Source organism: Chondrinema litorale (genome assembly GCF_026250525.1).
GTDB lineage: Bacteria > Bacteroidota > Bacteroidia > Cytophagales > Flammeovirgaceae > Chondrinema > Chondrinema litorale.
The window spans coordinates 134,841-155,340 of the sequence record NZ_CP111047.1; the positions used below are offsets into that span (position 1 = coordinate 134,841).

General features: G+C 33.4%; 17 protein-coding genes. 11 read left to right on the plus strand and 6 right to left on the minus strand.

Translation table 11 applies throughout. The features are described 5' to 3' along the window. The first annotated feature begins 88 nt into the window (after positions 1-88). Together OQ292_RS26630 and OQ292_RS26635 are read left to right on the plus strand one after the other, a co-directional pair. On the plus strand, positions 89-868 hold the full coding sequence (locus OQ292_RS26630; protein ID WP_284687349.1) for a HipA family kinase: 780 nt from the start codon (positions 89-91) through the stop codon (positions 866-868). Further along, positions 858-1,241, plus strand: a complete 384-nt coding sequence (locus OQ292_RS26635; RefSeq protein ID WP_284687350.1) for a DUF3037 domain-containing protein — start codon at positions 858-860, stop codon at positions 1,239-1,241. Before OQ292_RS26630 ends, OQ292_RS26635 begins: the two co-directional genes overlap by 11 nt. 31 nt (positions 1,242-1,272) lie before the next feature. On the opposite strand, the gene OQ292_RS26640 is transcribed toward OQ292_RS26635, so the two are convergent. After that, a complete protein-coding gene (locus tag OQ292_RS26640) occupies positions 1,273-3,651 on the minus strand; it encodes a TonB-dependent receptor (protein WP_284687351.1) in 2,379 nt (792 codons plus the stop codon). 207 nt (positions 3,652-3,858) lie between these two features. On the opposite strand from OQ292_RS26640, the gene OQ292_RS26645 reads away from it, so the two are divergent. Beyond that, the gene (locus OQ292_RS26645; RefSeq protein ID WP_284687352.1) at positions 3,859-4,923 is read left to right on the plus strand and encodes a sensor histidine kinase; all 1,065 of its coding nucleotides are present in this window, start codon (positions 3,859-3,861) and stop codon (positions 4,921-4,923) included. Next, a complete protein-coding gene (locus tag OQ292_RS26650; protein ID WP_348970670.1) occupies positions 4,868-5,572 on the plus strand; it encodes a LytR/AlgR family response regulator transcription factor in 705 nt (234 codons plus the stop codon). The genes OQ292_RS26645 and OQ292_RS26650 overlap by 56 nt, the downstream gene beginning before the upstream one ends. 76 nt (positions 5,573-5,648) lie before the next feature. Here OQ292_RS26650 and OQ292_RS26655 read toward each other — a convergent pair whose 3' ends face one another. Together OQ292_RS26655 and OQ292_RS26660 are read right to left on the minus strand one after the other, a co-directional pair. Continuing rightward, the gene (locus tag OQ292_RS26655) at positions 5,649-6,284 is read right to left on the minus strand and encodes a thioredoxin family protein (protein ID WP_284687353.1); all 636 of its coding nucleotides are present in this window, start codon (positions 6,282-6,284) and stop codon (positions 5,649-5,651) included. 23 nt (positions 6,285-6,307) lie between these two features. Further along, on the minus strand, positions 6,308-6,892 hold the full coding sequence (locus OQ292_RS26660) for a TlpA family protein disulfide reductase (RefSeq protein ID WP_284687354.1): 585 nt from the start codon (positions 6,890-6,892) through the stop codon (positions 6,308-6,310). Positions 6,893-7,377: 485 nt separating this feature from the next. On the opposite strand from OQ292_RS26660, the gene OQ292_RS26665 reads away from it, so the two are divergent. The 6 genes from OQ292_RS26665 (at position 7,378) to OQ292_RS26690 (ending at position 15,759) form a co-directional block, all read left to right on the plus strand. Beyond that, positions 7,378-7,806, plus strand: coding sequence for a response regulator (locus OQ292_RS26665; protein ID WP_284687355.1), 429 nt, complete (start codon positions 7,378-7,380; stop codon positions 7,804-7,806). A 127-nt stretch (positions 7,807-7,933) separates the two neighbouring features. Beyond that, positions 7,934-8,917, plus strand: coding sequence for a chemotaxis protein CheB (locus tag OQ292_RS26670; protein ID WP_284687356.1), 984 nt, complete (start codon positions 7,934-7,936; stop codon positions 8,915-8,917). A 122-nt stretch (positions 8,918-9,039) separates the two neighbouring features. Further along, positions 9,040-9,366, plus strand: coding sequence for a hypothetical protein (locus OQ292_RS26675; RefSeq protein ID WP_284687357.1), 327 nt, complete (start codon positions 9,040-9,042; stop codon positions 9,364-9,366). A gap of 122 nt (positions 9,367-9,488) precedes the next feature. Beyond that, positions 9,489-10,046, plus strand: coding sequence for a hypothetical protein (locus OQ292_RS26680; protein WP_284687358.1), 558 nt, complete (start codon positions 9,489-9,491; stop codon positions 10,044-10,046). A 158-nt stretch (positions 10,047-10,204) separates the two neighbouring features. After that, positions 10,205-10,630, plus strand: a complete 426-nt coding sequence (locus tag OQ292_RS26685) for a hypothetical protein (protein WP_284687359.1) — start codon at positions 10,205-10,207, stop codon at positions 10,628-10,630. 65 nt (positions 10,631-10,695) lie between these two features. After that, positions 10,696-15,759: a DUF4132 domain-containing protein gene (locus OQ292_RS26690; protein ID WP_284687360.1), complete on the plus strand. Its 5,064-nt coding sequence runs from the start codon at positions 10,696-10,698 to the stop codon at positions 15,757-15,759. 58 nt (positions 15,760-15,817) lie between these two features. Here the strand turns inward: OQ292_RS26690 and OQ292_RS26695 are convergent, their stop codons facing one another. The 3 genes from OQ292_RS26695 to OQ292_RS41045 all read right to left on the minus strand — a co-directional run bounded on the left by OQ292_RS26695 (position 15,818) and on the right by OQ292_RS41045 (position 19,456). Beyond that, the gene (locus OQ292_RS26695; RefSeq protein WP_284687361.1) at positions 15,818-18,322 is read right to left on the minus strand and encodes a PAS domain S-box protein; all 2,505 of its coding nucleotides are present in this window, start codon (positions 18,320-18,322) and stop codon (positions 15,818-15,820) included. A 334-nt stretch (positions 18,323-18,656) separates the two neighbouring features. Further along, on the minus strand, positions 18,657-19,022 hold the full coding sequence (locus tag OQ292_RS41040; protein WP_348970672.1) for an SGNH/GDSL hydrolase family protein: 366 nt from the start codon (positions 19,020-19,022) through the stop codon (positions 18,657-18,659). After that, the gene (locus OQ292_RS41045) at positions 19,019-19,456 is read right to left on the minus strand and encodes an SGNH/GDSL hydrolase family protein (RefSeq protein WP_348970673.1); all 438 of its coding nucleotides are present in this window, start codon (positions 19,454-19,456) and stop codon (positions 19,019-19,021) included. The genes OQ292_RS41040 and OQ292_RS41045 overlap by 4 nt, the downstream gene beginning before the upstream one ends. Before the next feature lie 218 nt (positions 19,457-19,674). On the opposite strand from OQ292_RS41045, the gene OQ292_RS26705 reads away from it, so the two are divergent. Further along, entirely contained in the window at positions 19,675-20,493 is an 819-nt protein-coding gene (locus tag OQ292_RS26705) for an SDR family oxidoreductase (protein WP_284687362.1), read from the plus strand. Positions 20,494-20,500: the final 7 nt, after the last annotated feature.

Consider the following 20,500-nt stretch of genomic DNA (forward strand, 5'->3'; position numbering starts at 1 on the left):
GAATATTAATTAAGCTCGCAGTCTTGTTTTGCAAATGATTGAGGAATGACTTTATTTGCCGGATATAACATTTTACTGGTTAAAAAACATGAGTAAAATTGATATTCGGGCGGTTAACGTCATTCGATATATTCAACCATTGAGAGAAGGAGGTTCGATGCCGGCAATAGTAATGGCAGACGATAGCTTTCCTTATGTAATAAAATTTAGAGGTGCCGGTCAAGGGAAAAAAGCACTTATTGCTGAGCTAATTGGTGGTGAATTGGCAAGAGCAATTGGCTTAAGAGTACCTGAGCTGGTATTTATGCATCTAGATGATTCTTTTAGTAGAACTGAACCCGATGAGGAAATTCAGGATTTGCTCAAGTTTAGTGTGGGTTTAAATCTGGGGCTTCATTTCCTATCTGGTGCCATAACTTTTGATCCGCTAGTTTCTGAGGTAGATGGTTTAACTGCTTCAAAAGTAGTTTTGCTAGATAGCTTAATTACCAATATCGATCGCACTGTGAAAAACACAAACATGTTGATGTGGAAAAACGAATTGTGGTTGATCGATCATGGTGCGAGTCTGTATTTCCATCATAACTGGTCAAACTGGGAGTCTCATCTCACCCGAACATTCCCCAATGTAAAAGATCATGTGCTTGTAAAAAAAGCAGATAGCTTACAAGCTGCAAAGGAAGAAATTCAAGCTGCTGTAACCGAAGATAAAATCAGGGAGATTATTTCAATAATTCCAGAAGAGTGGTTAGAAGATAAATCTCAGGACTTAGAACCAGATGAGAAGCGAGCTGCTTATATCGATTTTCTCGTAGCGAAAATGTCAAATATCGAAAAATTAGCCAAAGAAGTGTCAGATGCAAGATAGAGTTACATACGAATATGCGGTGATAAGGCTGGTACCTAAGGTGGAAAGGGAAGAGTTTATAAATGTAGGTGTGATGCTTTTTTCTAAACCCAAAAGGTATATTGGCATTAAATACAACATTGATGAGAGCAAGATAAAAGCTTTCTCACAAGATGTGGATATAGATACTATTGCTAATTATCTAAAAGCTTGGGAAGATGTTTGTGCAGGTGCACCTAAAGGAGGAAGTATAGGCGAGTACGATATGGCATCGAGATTTAGATGGTTAACAGCATCGAGAAGTACCATTATCCAAAGTTCTAAAACACATCCGGGAATGTGCACAAATCCACAAGAAGTATTAGAAGATTTATATGAGTATTATGTATTGTAAGTATGGGATTTTACTCCCATACTTTCATCAATTAATATCTTCTTCGCTGCCCAGAGAATTCCATAGCTTCCCCTTTGCCGAATCCATAACTGAATCCCATTGTGATAAACCTTCCTCTTCGGCGGTAGCTATAAGTGTAAAAGCTAGTTTGTGAGGTTTCGCTTTCTCTAAATCTCGAAGCAAAAATATCTCTTACGCTAAAGTTTAGTACTCCTCGGCCTTTAAACAGTTTCTTCCTTATACCCATATCTGTAAACACATTGCCAGAAATTATACTTTGTACTGTCTTGTATTTCGATTGATATTGACCAGTTATTTCGAAATCTATATCTAGCGGGAATTTAATTTTAGTGGTTAATTTGGAGCTCCATTGGTCACCGTTAAAATCGAAAGTGGTGGTTTCGAGTGTTCCTTCTCTGTTAAAATAATTGTAATTCACTTCGCCTGTAACAGAAATCCATTTAGCAGGAATGTACTTACCATTAACCTCTACACCAGTAGCTTTATTAGTACCTATATTATAAGGTTTCGAGATATTTACATTGTTTTCTGAGGTAGAGATATTTTCTACTACATTGGTGGTGTAACGGTGGTAAATACCAAAATTCCAAGAAATTTCTTCGAGTGTATGCATGGCAGCAATCTCGTAAGAATCTGTAAACTCAGGTTGCAAGTTCGGGTTACCAGTTCTAATACTAAAGTTATTTCTAATATTAAAGAAAGGATTTAAATCCCAAAGTCTTGGTCTTAATATTCTTCTCGAATAACCTGCTTGCATAGAAAAATTCTCTGTCAATTTATAAGAAGTATGAGCACTTGGGAACAGGTTTTCGTAATTCTGGTTATTGCTTTCACCAGTATTTTTTAGTAGTGTATTCAAGTCAGTAAATTCTACTCGCAAACCAAGTTTTAATCCCCATTTGTCACCTTCGTAAGCACCAGTACCATAAAGTGCCAGTACATCTTGATCGTACTCAAAAATATTAGTAAGATTTTCATCTTCAACCCATTCACCATCCTCCAAATTGCTTACAGAATAGTCGTTGCTCACATCATTAAGCACATATTGCCCACCTGTTTCTAGTGTAAATTTTTCAGAAAATGGCTTGGTGTAATCCAGTTTAAAAGTGTTCTCCGTTTCTTGGAAATTGGTCGCAGTTTGTTGGTTGCCATCTACAGTTTCTCCAAAGGTGGTTGTATTGTTAAATTCAGAAGATTGATCTTTACCAAAATGGCTACCCATTGCACTAAAAAGCAAAACGTGATCTTCATTGTCTTTAAAATCTCTTTTGTACTGGGCTTCATATTGCCATTTAGGATTGGTGGCAGAAGTGGTTTCTTCTCTATACCATTCGGAAACTACTTGGTTGTTTTCGTCTAGCGAACTGAAATAAGTTTTTGAAGGTTGGTCTTCTATCTCGTAAGCAAAATTACCAGAAATAGTCAACACATTTCTTTGATTAAAATAATAATCGGTACCTAAAGTAAAATTGTAAAATTGCTCATTTCTGTATTCTTTCCCATTACTTAAAACAGTAGTATTATTTATTAAATCTCGGTTGATGTTTTCAGTTTCGTTGGGTAATTCTCTGTAACCAGCACCTAGTTGTGTAAACAAATTAAGTTTTTCGGTTCTTTGGTTCAGACTCAAACCAAAGCTATGGTTATGTGGCGCACCAGTATTTATACTAAAAGAACCATTGGTACCTTTTCGTTCTTCCTTTTTAATTACAATATTGATAATGCCAGATGTTCCCTCAGCATCGTATTTGGCAGATGGGTTAGTTATTACCTCAATCTTCTCAATCATATCGGCGGTAATGGTTCCTAGCGCATTGCCCTGCTCGCTGGTAAGAACAGAAGGTTTACCATTAATTAAAATCTGTACACCTGTACTACCACGTAAAGAAATTTGGCCTTCGATATTTACATTAACAGAAGGCACATTGTTAAGCACATCGAAAGCACTACCGCCAGCACTGCTTAAGTCTTTGCCTACATTAAACACCTTTTTATCGAGCTCAAATTCAGTAGTAGATCTTTCACCTTGTATTACAAGCTCTTCGAGCAGTTCTTCGTTTTCGCCCATCTTAATGGTTCCTAGATCTATTTTACCATTAGAGGCTGTTAGGTTTTTAAAAGATTTGGTTTCGAAACCGATAAAGCTAATTTCAACATAGAAATTATTGGCATCTGTATTTATTTCAAAGTTGCCATCGGCAGCAGTAGTTTGCCCGGTAATGTTTTTTTGAGTACTGTTATCTTTTAAAACAACAGTAGCAAATTCTATGGGATTAGTGCTATTGCCATCAACTACAGTTCCTTTAACTTGTGTTTTTTGTGCAAAAGTAGTAGTCGATATAATGATCAGAAAAAGTAATAGAATGTACTGGGTAAATGTCGTTCTCATGGTTATGATGTATATTGTTATTATAATTAAAGGAATTTTAATCAAATACTAAATTTGAATCTGCTGAACTGCATAAATTATCCTCTGAACTACACATTATTTATTCGGGAAAAAATGAAGTTGATGTTTAGCATAAAATTTTTGCAGTTGACCAGAATACTACAGACCTGAATTTTTGAAAGAACTAACTTTGAGGTGATGGATAAAATGAAAAAAACTTTTTTTAAATCAAAGGAATTCTACTTTCAGGTAGTGTTGCATGTATTGGTTTTTATCTTTTATTCTTTTGATAAAAAGAATCCGGGTATTAAACTATATCAGGTTGTGTATTTTGTAAATTATGCAACGAGTACCATGTTTATTAGCTATTACTTGTTGCCTAAGTTCTTCTATAACAAAAAACACTTCCGCTTTTTTACAGATGTTCTGCTCACAGTAGTTTTTGTAATAATTGTAGAAGAATTGGTCTTGGAACAAATCTTTTTTCCAGACACAAAAGGTCGAAGCTTTCCGGGTGTGTTTTATTCTTTGTTAGATGTGCTTCCGATTATCACAATTCTTTCAGGATTTAAGTTTGCTTGGGATGCATTGCTCAAACAGAATGAAGTAGACCATCTTAAAGAGGCAGTAGCAGAAAGTAAATTGCAGTTGTTAAAATCGCAGATTAATCCTCATTTTCTGTTTAACAACCTCAATAATTTGTATTCATATGCAATTGAAAATTCTCCGAAAACACCAACCATTATATTAGAGTTGAGTTCTGTTTTGCGCTATATGTTGTATGAATGCCGAGAGCGCTATGTGCCGCTAGCCAAAGAATTAGAGCAGATGGAAAATTTTACCAAACTCTACCAATTGCAAATAGAAGAAAGGGGAGAGGTAAATTTTAATATCCATCATATAAAAACCAATTATCAGATAGCTCCATTAATTTTAATCGTGTTTATAGAAAATGCATTTAAGCACAGTCAGGCAAGCCAGTCGGAAAATATTTATATTGATATTCGTATCGATTTAACCGACGATGGGATCTTGATTTTTAAATGCAAGAATAATTTTCATGAAGTGAGCAATACAGAGAATTTGTCTCATGGAATTGGCTTAGAAAATGTAAAAAAGAGATTAGATTTACTTTATGCCGATAAGCACGAATTATCGATAAATGAGTCTGATAATTTGTATGGTGTTGAGCTGAAATTATACTTAACCAAAATAAATGAAAATGAAATGCATTATCATCGAAGATCAACCACCAGCACAGCGTATTCTTAAAAGATATGCTGAAGACACAGGTAGTTTGCAAGTGCAGGCAGTTTTTTCAGATGCGCTTCAAGCAATTGAATATCTGAGAAGAAACGAAGTGGATTTGATATTTTTGGATATCCATCTTCCTAAAATTTCAGGTATGGATTTTCTTAAAAGTATTCCCAATTTACCTGCCATAATTCTTACTACTGCTTTTCCAGATTATGCTTTGGAGAGTTATGAGTTTAATGTAGTAGATTACCTTTTAAAGCCCTTTTCATTTGAAAGGTTTGTGAGAGCCATTTCGAAAGTACCACTAAAAAATCAGGCAAATACTTTAGAGAGTCAGCTTGCTACTCCAAAAGAAATTTTTATTAAATCTGGTTACGAACATATAAAAATTACTGTAAACGATATTAACTACATACAATCGGATGCAGATTACACAGAGCTTGTAACAGCCAATAAAAAGTATCTTTCGTCGGAGACTTTGCAATACTGGTTAGATCATTTAAACCCAAACCAGTTTATTAGAATACACAAATCTTATATTGTAAATGTGTCTAAGATTGAAAAAGTAGGTGGCAATAGAATTTTTCTAAGTGGTGGTAATATTATACCTATTGGCAGAACTTATAAAGAAGGTTTTATCAAGAAATTTATTGAAAAAGCTTAAATGGTAGTAATTAAAAAAGCATCTGCCAGTAAATGGAGGTACCAGACAGATGCCGAAACTATACACATTCAATTTTTTAGTTTGCTTTGCTACCTTTTATTCCGCAGCCGATTGCTTTGGTAGTAATTGGACTTACCTCATCACCACTTTCTAAAGCTGCAATTGCATTTTCTACATATTTTTCTTCTACACCAGACTCATCTCTGGCGCTATCGTCAATTGCACCGTGGTAGCGAACAGTTAAGTCTTTATCTACTAGAAATACTTCTGGTGTTTTGGTAGCTCCGTATTTTGGATAAACTTCTTGCTTTTCATCAATTAAGTACAAATAAGGAAAGCCTTTTTCTTTGGCATTTTTCTGCATGGCTTCAAAGCTGTCTCCCGGTTTTTGTGCAGGATCGTTTGGTTGGATAGCTACTACTGGATAACCTTTTGGTGCATACTCTTCGTGGAGTGCGATAATTCTCTGCTCATTTGCTTGCGCATAAGGGCAAGTGTTACAAGTGAAAACTACAATGTAGCCTTTAGGAGCTTTGCCATTTGCATCTTTAATATTTTCAAATGAATAGGTTTTGCCATCGATGTTTTTAAGATTGAATTCGGGTGCTTTTTCACCAACTTTAACTCCCTCAGTCGGGTCGCTATTTAAGTTAAATTGGAAAGTGAATGAAACCAAAAATAGAGACAAACCAATTAAAAAAATGTATTTCATGATTTCCGGGTTTATGTTATTAATTATAATAAAGGTTTTATAGCTTCTTCTAATTCTTGGAGATTCTCGAAAGGTTCTCCAAAAAAGCTGTTGTTTTCTCTGTTATAGACATATGTTGCAGGTATAGCTCCCGACCAATCTGGCGATACTTTATCTATCCAATCGTTGTATTTGCCATCGAGCAATACAACTACCTCAGACTTCAGTCCTTTCTTTTCAACAAAAGATACCAGTTTAGTTTCAATTTGCTTAGGAAAATCTAGACTACATAAAATCACTTTTACTTTAGAGTCTTTATACTTTTCAGTTAGTTCTTCAAAATAAGGGAGCTCTGCTATGCACGGTGCGCACCAAGTTGCCCAAAAGTTAATGATGTAGGTTGTATCATTATTCTGCTGAAAGGCGGCTTCTATATCTGCAAACTTGTTATAGACTGGTATGTCTTTTACATAGTAAGAAGGTTTAGGCCAATCAGATTTAATATCGGCATTTAGAGCAGATTTTTGCTCAATTGGAATATTGAAAGAACTTGCTAAAATCGAGATAGCAATGCTAAAAAAAGTGAGCGAAGCTAATCTTACACTCAATGTAAAACTATTTCTAAACATTAAAAAATGGTTTATGTATAATCGTAACTTCAATATTATTCTACCAAATAAATTAGAACAGAGCTTCAATGAAAAATAAATCTGGTCAACTACAGATATAATCCCATGAACTACAGTCTTTCTACTAACAAATTTTTATAATAATAAATAAAGTGTCTTGATGGTTTAGTAATGTTCTTTGAAATATAGAAATCTTTCTTAAAATCCTTATACATAACAAAGTACAAAAAATATATACACTCTAAATGTGGTATTTTATACCCAATATATGTACATTGTTATGGATATTTTTCTTCACATCTAAACTATCTTACAAACCAATTGAGGTTAATCATTCCCATTTAAAAATTATAATAATACAATAATAAAGAATGTATTATTTTGAAATTATTCAATTAGTACAATTCTACCTCTCTACTGAATCATACTCTGGCTAACAAATTGACTAATTCATAATAAGTCTATTTTTTAAACTCGATAGTTTCATGAAAAGTAAATTTGATTTAGTATTTCTAAGCGATGATGATTTAGATGATATTTTTTTACACAAGAGAAAGATAGAAAAGTTCTGTTTTACAGAAGAACTCTTTGTTTATACCAATGCTAAAGAAGCATTAGATTACCTTAGGGCAGCAGAAGAGAACAATAGTATGTTTGACTATGTATTACCAGAAATTATTTTTCTTGATATTAACATGCCTAAAATGGATGGTTGGATGTTTTTGGAAGCTTACGGTAAGTTAAATGAACAAATTAAAAGTAAAATTAAAATTTTTATGCTATCTGCTTCGAGTAACATTGAAGAGCAGAATAGAGCTTATTACAATAATAATATTACAAGTTTTTATAGTAAGCCCCTTACCAATGAGATGTTGGAGAATATTAGGCAATTTGTTATGAGCGATATGCTTTAATACTGCTCAATTCTACTTAATGACTTTCGCAATTGCTTTAAAATAGATCTATAGCTTTTACTAGCATTTTTTCATACCAGTTAGAGCTTGAGATAATTAAAAATTAATTAGTCTAAAAACAGATAAAATGTTAAATAGAATTTTTGTGATAGGTGGATCAGCTGGAGCTCACCAAGTTATAGAATTTATTCTAAAGTATATTTCTTCAGATATTAAAGCTGCTTTTGTAATTGTTCTACATTCTGCTGCCAATAGCGTAGGTACTTATGCAGAAATAAGTGGATTAAAGTCTAAAATTCTGTGTAAAAGTGCCGAACATGGAGAAGAAATAAAATCTGGGATTGCTTATTTCTCAGTGCCAGATCATCATTTATTTATAAATGATGACAGAACTTTGGCACTAGGTAAAGGTCCAAGAGAAAACTTGTTTCGCCCCTCTATCGATGTGTTATTTCGCTCAGCGGCTACTTCATTAGGAAACGAAATAGTTGGTATACTTCTAACTGGCAGACTAAGCGATGGCACATCTGGTTTACAAGCAATTAAAGAGTGTGGAGGTATTACAGTTGTACAAAATCCTGAAAAAGCTGAGTATCAAGAAATGCCATTAATCGCTAAAAAGAATGTAGATCCACATTATGTAGCAGATATTGAAAGAATACCTGATGTAATTGGGGAAATTGTAGAAGAACCACTTCCTATACAAGTAAAAATTCCAGAGCGCTTATTATTAGAGAATTCAATAGCTAGAAAAATTGCTAGCCAAATAGATACACAAAACCTATTGGGTGAACAAGTAGCATTAAGTTGTCCTTCTTGTGGAGGTCCATTGTGGAAAATGAAAGATGATAAAAATACCCGCTACCGTTGCCATGTTGGTCATGCATTTACTGCGGAAGCACTAGATCAAAGTCAGCAAGAGGCATTGGAAGAAACACTCTGGGTTTCGCTAAGAACCTTTGAAGAAAAAGCCATTCTTAAACAAATGATGTTAGATAAATACAAGACAGATGGTTTTGACCATTTAGCGAATTCGATGCAAAAAAGTGTAGATGAGATTAAAGTTCATATAAAACGCTTGAGAGAGATAATGAAATTAGAAGATCAATAAACAAAATTCTTTAGCCGTAACACTATACATATTTTCATTTTCCTGAATTTGAGTGACATACCTTTGACAAAGAGTCGATTTACTTAGCCATTGTTAAACATTTTTTCATTTAAATTTTAATTATGGAATTACAAGGTAAAACTCTGGAAATGGTAATTTTTAAGACAAAAACAGGTGTTTCTACAGAAGCTGCTCAAATTGCCATGCGCAAACTAAATACAGTTTTAGACGAATTTAAAGGCTATTTGCAAAGATTTACTGCCGTTGCCGAAGATGGCGAATTTATAGACTTGGTCTTTTGGGATAATTTAGATTATGCAATGCAAGCCAATAAAGCTGTAATGAAAAACGAAGAGGCATTGGAGTCTTTCGGGTTAATAGATGATCAAAGTATGCAATGTCGGCATTTTGAAATTTTCAACTCAGTAAAAGCATCATCTAAAGTTTGATAGATAAATCAAATCTGCTATTTCAATTTTTGTAACTTTTCTCTCAATCTGATTATTTTAGGTATTTAGAATACTAAACTAGTGGTAGTTAATATCACTAGTTTTTATGTTTATCTTCCATTATGAAAAAGCATTTTACAAAAATTCTGATTGATATGATCCCAGTTGTACTTGGGATTTTAATTGCGCTAATTATAAATGATTGGAGAGCCGAAAAAGCAAATGCCAGGTTTCTCAATAAAGTGCTAGTATCTATCGAATCGGAGTTAAAAGAAAACGAAAAAGAATTAGAAGAAAAGATAGCTGAGCATATCGTCTTACTTGATACGATTAGTTTTTACATGGTAGATGAAACAATAAGTATTAATGATATAGTAACTAAAGTGGAAGGAATCCGCGGAGTAAATATTAAAAACACATCTTGGAAATCTTTTATTAACCCGAATATAGAATTGGTCGATTATAAGATTATTTCTAACCTAACAGATATTGAAGAAGGCAAAGAATCTTTAAAACTTCAGTCTGCCAAGTTATTAGATATGATGTATTCGATTATTGATAAGTCTGATAAGAAAGATAAGCAGATATTTAAGTTGATAATTAGTGATTTGCTCTATACAGAAAAATTGTTGCTTGAGTACCACCAAGAATTTTTAAATAGAAAAACGGCTCCACAGTGATTCTATATCACGGTATTCCGTGATTTTTTATAATAGCACTATTTTGAGATAAATTTTTTATTTGTTTAGAATAATTTTTGACTTTGTTTTAGCATAAAATTTCACATAGTAAATAGTTTACGATGTAAAGTTTCAACTTAGCCAAAAAAACAAAACAAATGAACATTAATTATTCTGTAAAGCAGATGGGCAAAAAACACCCACTGATCGGAAAAAACACTATCGAAATAGAAGATATAGGACAAGAACCTACACTTAAAAAACTGATTGAAGCAGTTGTAATCCAGCAAGTAGAAGCCTTTAATGCGCGTAAGTCTGAGAAAAATCTCATTAAATACCTCCAAAAGTCTGAGATAGATACGCAAAAAGAATCTGGAAAAATTGGCTTTAACGATAGCTACAACGATACCAAAGCAGATGTAAAAGCTGCGATAGACAATGCTTTATTGGCTTTTGAAGATGGTATCTATTGTGTATTTGTAGACGAAGAGCAAGTAGAAAAACTAGATGAGCAAGTCCAAATTTCTGAAAGCAGTATTCTGTACTTTATACGATTAACATTTCTGGCAGGAAGCATTTGGTAATGTTCCTTCTTTCAATCATTTATTTAACCTGTTTCTAAACTTATCGACCAGTAAAAAATATTAAAATGGAATTACAAGAATTTATTAAGTCAAAGAAAGTAGAGAAAAAAGCTGAAACACTCCATAACAAATTCTATGAAACTTACTCAAATGAATCATTAAAAGGTACAGATCAATGGCATGTTGCTGCACTGGGTTTAATGTTTTTAAATGCTTATCCAGATTACAGAAAGTCTAAAAATAACGATTACTACTACTATCACGAAGCAGTAAATTTTGAGTCTGACAGGCTGAATGCTTTTATGGAATATGGTAGTATCGAAAACTTTTGGAGTGAAAAAAACTATCCTGTTTTGGTTACTATGTTTGGTGAAGAAATGGCCCCTTATGTAAAAAAAGCATGGGATTATATTCCTACTTTGCCATATCAAGAAGGTTACTACCGAAGGTCTTTCAGAAGTTCTAATCATGGAAAAACCTATTTTACAAAGCAGTTAAACTTTATTATTCAGTTAAACCTCGCTTTGTGTTACGATTTCACTTTTGAAGAATACATCATTTATCAAAATGAAATTTTCCCTTATAATAATGATTTTGCTTTCGTACTAGCTTCATTGGTAGATGAGAAGCAAGAGAAATTGTATTCTTTAATGGTCGATATAGTTTATAATCGACACGAAACTGCCAAAGTGAGCAGGCCAATTATAAAAGCATTTTTACTGAGTAATAACTCAGAAGCATGGAAAGCCATAGAGGATTTATTAATTTCTGCACAAAGGCAAGAAGGGCTAAGGCAAAGCATACTTGAGCAGTTAGATGAAACTTCTCTAGGGGCACTCATCCATTTTATAAAAGTAATTTTAGATAACAACCTCGCTCGTTTTTCTTCAGTAGTAAGAGCGGTAGATACTTGGGCTGGTTTGGCTTGGGAAGGTGAGAAGCAGAGCACAGTTAAACGCTTTTTAGAAATTGCAAACCATCACCTAGCACACCCGGAAGATTTAGACAAAGTAAAAGACAGTAAAGACAATGCCGAAATTTATATGGCACTTTGGGCACAAGGTGTAAGAGATATAAATGGCTGTATGCCTGTTTTAGATCATTTGATCACCAAAGGAACAATTGAAAAACGCAGTCTGGCTTTTTATTTTATTTGCGAAATGGGACTCGCTCATATTAGCATTTCAACAGCTATATACATTGTAAATCATTACATAAATGATGATAAAGGTTTACTGATGTTTTATTGGTTGATTACCCTTACCCAAAATGCAAGAAGTAATTCGAAAGCCATAATTAAGAACAACAATGTTAAAAATGTTCTTTTTGAAATAATCGAAAGATTGGCTCCAGAGATTCCTAAAACAGGTAAAACCTTTAATGGTAAACTATTTAGCTGGACATCTTTTAAGCTCACTAAAGAGAATGCGTATAGCTTGGTAATCGACATGGCAGATTCTGAATCTACAGAAGATTTAGAAATGTTGATTAGGTTATTTAAGGATATGAATTCTTACCAAAGAGAGCGAGTAGCAAGACTCATTTTGCCTCAATTTTATAGTTATGGCTATAATAAGAAGAAAATTACAGATGATTTTGTGTTGGGTAAATTCGAAAGAGATTTTGCTTTGAGTGTACTCAGAGATCGTTCAGCCGGTATAAAGGCAGCAGCGATTAATGCTTTGGAATATGCAGAACTTACAAGCGAAGAACTGGCAGGATTCGAAGATATGTTAAAAAGTAAAAGTGCAGATACTCGTAAAAGTATCATCAATTTTATATTAAAGAAAGAATTGCCAGTTATAAAAAATTCAGTCGAAAAATTGATTATTGCCGGCAACCAAGAACAAAGGCTTTCGGGTTTAGATATGCTGAATCAATTGCATAAAAAAGAAGAACTTCGTGAGTGGACATCACAAAAAGCGAATGATTTTATAGAACTGCGAGAGCCAACAGTTAAAGAAAAAATATTAGTAGATAATCTGTTAGCAGATGAATCTATACTAAGTAAATATACAGCCAAGAATGGCTATGGCCTATACGATCCGGCAAAAATAATAATGATGCAAAAACCGGAATCGCCTACAGAAGGTAAATACACGGAGAAGTTTTTTAAAGCTAATTATGGCTTTAGCATGTCTATAGAAAAGATACACGAAGCGTTAAGCAAACTGGCTCAACTTATAGAACAACATCAAGATTATGAATATACAGTAACCTATTGGGATAATTCTCAAAACACGGTTTTACTGGGCAATTATTTCTCAAGTATTAAGAGAGATAAAGAGGAAATGAGTGCCGAAGAAAGGTTCAATAATTACCCTTTGCCAGAAGTTTGGAAAAATTGGATGCACGAATCTAATTTAACTTCTCAGGATTTATTTTTAATTAATTTATTTAAGAATTTAAATAATAGTTATTCTTATTACGATAGAGAAAAAACCTACGATTTTCCTAAAACACTTGCATACTTAGATCAACTGATTATTAATCCAGAAATTCCTGTAGGTAAGAATAAATACAATGCACCCATACATAGCATACTTGCTAACTTAATGTTGGTTTTTCCTTTTGAAGATGAAAAGGTATATATAGAAAACCTGCTTAAAACAATATTGGCAAATATTCCATCAGATGAAATTAACGAAGTTAGAACCTGTAAAGATAGATGGTCGAATAACCTTTGTACCTGGAGAGATTTGATTGTAATAAAGTCTTTAATGCAGCGATATGCAGGTTTTGTAACAAAGATGGACGATGAGGAATTTGCAAGATACTGGGCAGTTGAGAGTTGGCAAATTAATACATTACCAAACCAGTTTTCAGTAGAAAGTTATCAAGCGACACTTTATACATATGCAAGAGCATTTTCACTAGAACTTATTTATCAAGATGAGTTGCTAAACAGAATTATGTATGCTAATACAATTGGTAACCTTACTTCAGAAAGTAGAAATTACAGAAGAAACGAAGAGAAAAAATATTTAAAGGATTTCCCTTTTGTTCTAGACTTATTAAAAAGATGTACAACACGATTGTTAGAAGTGGAATTGGTGAGAGGCGATTCTCCAACTTCGGTCACTAATCTTGCACAGAGTATTGGTAAAATAGAAGGTATAGATTACTTAGTTAAAATTTTGCAAGGTCTTGGAAAAGATAAGTTAAATCGTGGTTATGTGTCTTATTATGGCAGTAATTTATTAAACAAACAAGAGATACTAAGCAAGTATTTGAAAGCTTGTTCTCCACTGCCAAATGAAACTCAAGAAGATTTTCGAAAGAAAATTAAAGAAGCTAAGATAGAAGATAAAAGGCTAGTTGAAGCTGCAATGTATGCTCCACAATGGCTAACTTTTGTAACGGAATATTTGAACTGGAAAGGGCTAGCTAGTGCTGTTTGGTGGTTACACGCTCATGCAAACCAAAGACACGATTCTGAAACAGAAACGGAAATTGCTCGCTTCTCTAAAGTTGAAATCACAACTTTTGCAGATGGTGCTGTAGATATCGACTGGTTTTTGTCTGCCTATTCGGTACTTGGCAAAGCAAAATGGAAAATGGTTTACGATGCAGCAAAATATATTGCAGATGGTAACGGGCATACAAGAGCTAAACTTTATGCAGATGTAATTCTGGGAAACACAAAAATTAGAGAAGTAACCAAACGTGTAAAAGATAAGCGTAATCAGGATTATTTGAGAGTTTATGGGCTTGTTCCTTTAAGTAAAAAGAATAGGGATAATGACTTATTGAGCAGATATAAGTATCTGCAACAGTTTAAGAAAGAGAGTAAGCAATTTGGTTCTCAACGACAAGCCAGTGAAGGACAAGCAGTAAAAATTGCGATGGAAAATTTGGCTCGAACAGCAGGTTACTCTGATCCACTCAGGCTTACTTGGGTAATGGAAACGGCCGTAGCGCAAAAAATAATGGAGGATGCAGAGACATTAAAATTCGACAATGTTGAAATTTCATTATTGATTAATAAGCAGGGAAAAGCTGAGATTAATGTTACCAAAGAAGGAAAAGAATTAAAGAATATTCCAGCAAAACTCAGAAAAGAAAAATCGGTAATTGAACTTAAAGATTACCAAAAAACACTTAAAGATCAGTTTAGTAGAACTTTTAAGAGTCTTGAAAGTGCCATGGTAAATAGAGATGCTTTTAAAGCAGATGAAATTACCAAACTTATGGGGCATCCGGTATTGAAACCGATGTTAGAAAAGTTGCTTCTTCAAAGTGGCGATGTAATTGGCTTTTGGAAAGAAGGCTCATTGGTTGATGCTACTGGTGAAAGTAAACCAATGGGAGAAGATGTTTATATAGCTCACTGTTATGATCTATATAAAGCAGGTGTTTGGAGCGATTTCCAAAAATATGCTTTCGACCAACAACTAAAACAACCATTTAAGCAAATTTTTAGAGAGCTCTATTTGCCAACTCAAGATGAGTTAAATGCAGTTGCAGTTTCAAAAAGATACGAAGGGCATCAGGTACAACCGAAAAAGACACTTGCATTACTCAAAACCAGAGGCTGGACAGTAAACTATGAGGAAGGACTTCAAAAAGTATTTCACAAAGAAGGTTTTATAGCCAAGATTTATGCAATGGCAGACTGGTTTTCACCTGCCGATGTAGAAAGTCCTACACTAGAAACGATAGAGTTTATAAACCGAAAGACATGGGAAAATATGCCTTTTACAGAGATTGAAGGTCATATTTTTAGCGAAATTATGCGCGATGTAGATTTGGTTGTTAGTGTGGCTCATGTGGGTGATGTTGATCCAGAAGCAAGTCATTCAACTGTCGAAATGCGTGGTGTGTTGGTTAAAGAAACTGCCAGAATGTTTAAGTTGAAAAATGTGGAAGTTTCTGGAACCCATGTACATATTAATGGTACTTTAGGTGATTACTCTGTGCATTTGGGAAGTGCAGTTGTACATAAAAAACCAGGAAGATATCTTTCTATTTTACCAGTACACTCACAGCATAGGGGCAGGTTATTTTTACCTTTTGTAGATGATGATCCTAAATCTGCTGAGTTGATGTCTAAGGTATTAATGTTGGCAAAAGATAATGAAGTGCAAGACCCAACAATTTTGAGTCAGATAAAAGAAGTTTATGTTTAATGAAGTATAAAAAAACCGGCTACTGCCGGTTTTTTGCTTTTATATTTCTTGTTTTACATTAAGTTAATTTGATTCCGAAAAGTAAGATATCATCCATCTGGTTTTCATCTTTTTTCCAGTCGTAGAAATTTTGGGCTAAAATAGCTTTTTGATCTGCCATAGACAGTTGTACATTTTCCTGAATACTAGCTCGCATATTTTTCTGCCCTAATTTCATTGGTGTTTCAGGGCCACCAAACTGGTCTTGGTAACCATCAGAAAACATATATATTGTTGCTTCATTTTGGTAGGTAATTATCTCTTTAGTAAAGTATTGGTCTAAATTTCTAAGATTACCACCAATGCATTTTTTGTTTCCTTTATAAACTTCAAATTTGCCATCAACTAAGGCGAAAATTGGATTGCGTGCACCAGAAAACTCAATTCTTTTATCATCAGGATAAATAGTACAAAGTGACATATCCATGCCATCTGTACCACCTTCACTTTTTTGACGAAGTGTGTGATTTACTTCAATATGTAGTTGCTCTAATATTTCGTGTGGTTCTGTAATGTTATATTCTCCAACAATTTTACTTAATAAAGTACTACCAATTAAAGACATAAAAGCACCAGGTACACCATGTCCAGTACAATCTACAGCGGCAACTATAATTTTATCATCTTTAGTGGTTGCCCAATAAAAATCACCACTTACAATATCTTTTGGACTGTAAAAAACAAAGTAATCTGCAAATAAGCTTTTCAGTTGCTGTTCTGTTGGAAGTATTGCTTTTTGTATCCTTTGCGCATAATTTATACTGGCAGTTATTTTCTTATTTTTCTCTTGAATGGTCTCAAAAGATTCTTTAAGCTGGTTTTCTGCTTTCTTTTTCTCAGATACATCACTTGCAGTAACTATGTAGCCAAGTATATCTTGCTCTTCATTTTTAATTCTTGTAATAGAAAGATAAACAGGGAAATGGCTACCATCTTTTCTCATAAAGTAATGTTCTTGATCGATGGTGTTTTGATCGTCATTTAACTTTTTAGTTAGATCGGAGAAGCAGTAATTACTTTCATCAATTTCTTCATGTGGGTCTATTGCAACTTTTGCCTTACAGTTGAAAAACAGAGTAGGAGTTTCTGTGTGAATAATTTCATGCGAATCGTAACCTAAAAGTCTTTCTGCTGTTCTGTTAAAGTTAGTAACTATGCCATTGTTATCAGTTGCAATAATGATGACAGAAGCACTATTAAATAAAGCTTCTTGAAATGCATACGATTCAGAAAGCTCAGCTTGAAAATTGATAAGATCTTGATTTTGCTTTCTTATTCTTTCCTCAATATTTTTTTGTTCAGTTATATCTTGTTGAACATAAATATATTTTTCAACATTATTATTACTGTCTAATAGAGGCGTAATCTGTAAGTTATTCCAGTAAGGTAAACCTAATCTATGGTAGCTGAGCACTTCAACATTAAAAGGGATTTTCTCTTTTAAAAATTTATTAATATGTGCTATAGTTTCTTTACTAGTTTCTTCGCTATATAAAACATCTCCAGTTTCTTTACCAATAATATTTTTTGGTGAAAAACCTGAAATTTGAGTAAAACCTTTGTTTACCCATTCTACTTTTCCATCACCACCTGTTACAATAATACCATTATTAACTTCTTCGGCAATTTGAGATAAGAGTGCTATTTCTTTTTTCTGCTCATCTAGAAGTTTATAAGACTCGTCTAAGTCTTGATTTTTAGCTTCTAATGTTTCGTTTACAGTTTGTAATTCTTTTACATTCAGAGTGAGCTCTTTTTCTATAATCATCAAGCTTTTTTGCTTGGCATCTAAAGTTTCTTTTTGTTTTTTAATTTCCCCATGTTGAGCCGTTAGAATTTTTTTAGCCTGCTCTAAACTGGTATAAAATCTTTCTATGGATTTAATAGAAGGAATGAAAATAACCAAAGCTTCAATTAGCAGAATGCTAAGTGAGAGGATAAAAAGGACAAGCTCTAGATTTCCTAAATTCTTTAATTTATCCTTTGAGTCTACCTCAAATTGCTTAATTAAAAAATTCATTGCTTCAAGATATTCTTCTTTGTGCTGGATAAGGTTATTAATGTTTTTTACAACCTGAACAGAATCTTTAGGATATTGTCCATTTATTGTTTTTTCGGCTTCATTTTTAATATTTTCATAATGGACATTTAAATCTTCAAAAAATTCTTCTGTATCGATTGCGTTGTTCCAGTCGATTCTCTTTAAAGAAAACTCACCATTTTGTAATATAAGATGTATTTTTTTCCAATGATTTAAGAGATCTTCTAATTCTTCTTTCTGATCAATCTTTTTATAATTGTATAGCGCAATTTTAGTGATAATTTGTTGGGTGAGCATTTTTTGCTGTCCTACGTTCATCACAATTGAAGCATCTTCAGATAGGTTTCCAATGCTTGTTCTGATAATTATCTGGCTAAAAATTAGAATTAGTGCTATAAAAGTTAAGGCAAGAATATATATCCGCTTCAATCTTTTAGAAGGGTTTCTATATTTTCTTTTCTCATCAAAAAATTCTGAAGGCATAGCTTTAACTTATCAAACTCTTTATTAAACATGTATTAAACTGCATAGTGCAGTATAAATTATGCTTGTTTGAGATATCTTGCCTATAAAATAAATGTAAATTTGATTACTAATTAAAATATAGTTTTGTATTGATTTATAAGTAAGCAATTGAGCTTTTTATTAGAATAAAATTTCGCTGAAAAAGCTACTTACTGTAATTTTAAGATGTACAAGATTTAAAAGTAAAGTGCAGAGAGGTTTTAGTATTATTCGAAATAAGGCTAGTCTTTAATGGAAAAATACAAATCTAATTTTTTATTAAAAATCTTGTTCGTTTTTTATAAATGAGTTACTAAAGTTGTTTTAATTGTTGTAAAGCTTCAAATACTAAACGGGCTATTTCTTTTGCACCTTCTGGTTGAAAATGTGTATTATCAGATTGACCTTCGGGATAGGCTTCGTATTTACCTGCCGGTAAATTCATAAAGTAATGTTCTGTTACATAATCTTGCCCTTTTTTACTAAAAGCATCCATAGATAATTGGTTGAGGTCTATAAAATATGCACCTAGTTCTTGAGCAACCTCAAGTGCAGCTTGAGGGTATTCTCCATGTGCATTTTGAATATGTCCATCTTCCCACGGGTAATTGCGGCAAACAGGGGTAAGGATAATAGGAATTGCTTCTTTGTCTCTAGTTTGATTTACATATAACCTCAAATATTTACATAGCGTTCTGTTTTATTCTCAGCAGCATCGTTATGTCCAAACTGCATTATTACTATGTCGCCTTTTTGTAAACTATCATAAACGGAAGGCCACCTGTCTTCTTGAAAAAATGTTCGTGTACTTCTGCCACCTCTTGCTCTGTCATCTACTTTTATACTATCTGTTTTAAATAGGTTATTAAAAACCGAAAGGTCAGTATCTACAAAAAAGTCTTGAAAAACTTGTCCCCAACCGGTAACGGGATACCTGGTTTTATAGTAATCTTTGCCTACATCATAATTGTCGGAATAATCGGCCATTGTCGAGTCTCCAATGAGATAGATGGTAACAACCTCTTCTATCGAACTGGGATTGGCAGAACAACCTAATAAAAAAATAAATAAAGTGAGAGAGCTGATTTTTGATGTAAATGATTTTTCCTTCATATACATATTTACAATTCAGTAGTAGATTTTAATTATTGGAAAGATAATAACCAAAGGTGAATTAAAAATTGAATTTTGTCATGTTTTGATTAATTCCTAGAATAAGCTGCTTTTCTTCATTTTCTGCAAAAAGTGTTTAGCTTTCTGCGTTTTGATTAAATTTTTTATCCTCCCCAAATGAAATTTTGTGTATCTCAAACTAAACACAAAGATATACCATGAGTAATAAAACAATTTTAATTACCGGATCAAGCACAGGGATTGGCAAATCAACCGCCAACCATTTCCATGAAAATGGTTGGAATGTAATTGCAACGATGAGAAGTCCGGAAAAAGAAGATGAATTAACTAAGCTAAAAAATGTGCTAGTAACCAGATTAGATGTTACCGATTTATCTTCTATGCAACAAGCAATTAATGCAGGTATAGAAAAATTTGGGCAAATAGATGCATTGGTAAACAATGCAGGTTATGGTGCTTATGGGCCACTAGAATCTTTTCCAAGAGAAAATATATTGAGGCAATTTAATACAAATGTGATTGGCTTATTAGATGTAACCAGAGCGATATTACCACATTTTAGAGCTAATAAAAATGGTGTTATTGTAAATATTTCTTCTGTTGGTGGTAAAATTACCTTTCCATTAGGTACGCTTTATCACGGGACAAAATTTGCAGTTGAGGGAATTTCTGAGGCGCTTAGCCACGAATTGGCTGAGTTTGGGTGTAAAGTAAAAGTTGTTGAGCCAGGTGCAATAGATACAGATTTTGGTGGTCGCTCATTTGATTTTAATAATAATGAGAGTTTGCAAGAGTATCAAGGTATTGTTCACAAACTAATGTCTGGATTTGAAAAAGCTTTGAGCCAAACATCGAAACCGATAGTAGTTGCAAAAGTTATTTATGAAGCAGTAACAGATGGAACAGACAAGCTAAGATATGCTGCTGGCGAAGATGCAGTGGCCTTGCTCAATGCTAGAAAAGAATTAGACGATGCTACTTTTATTTCAAATTTAAAAGCGCAGTTTAGTTTATAAATGCTTT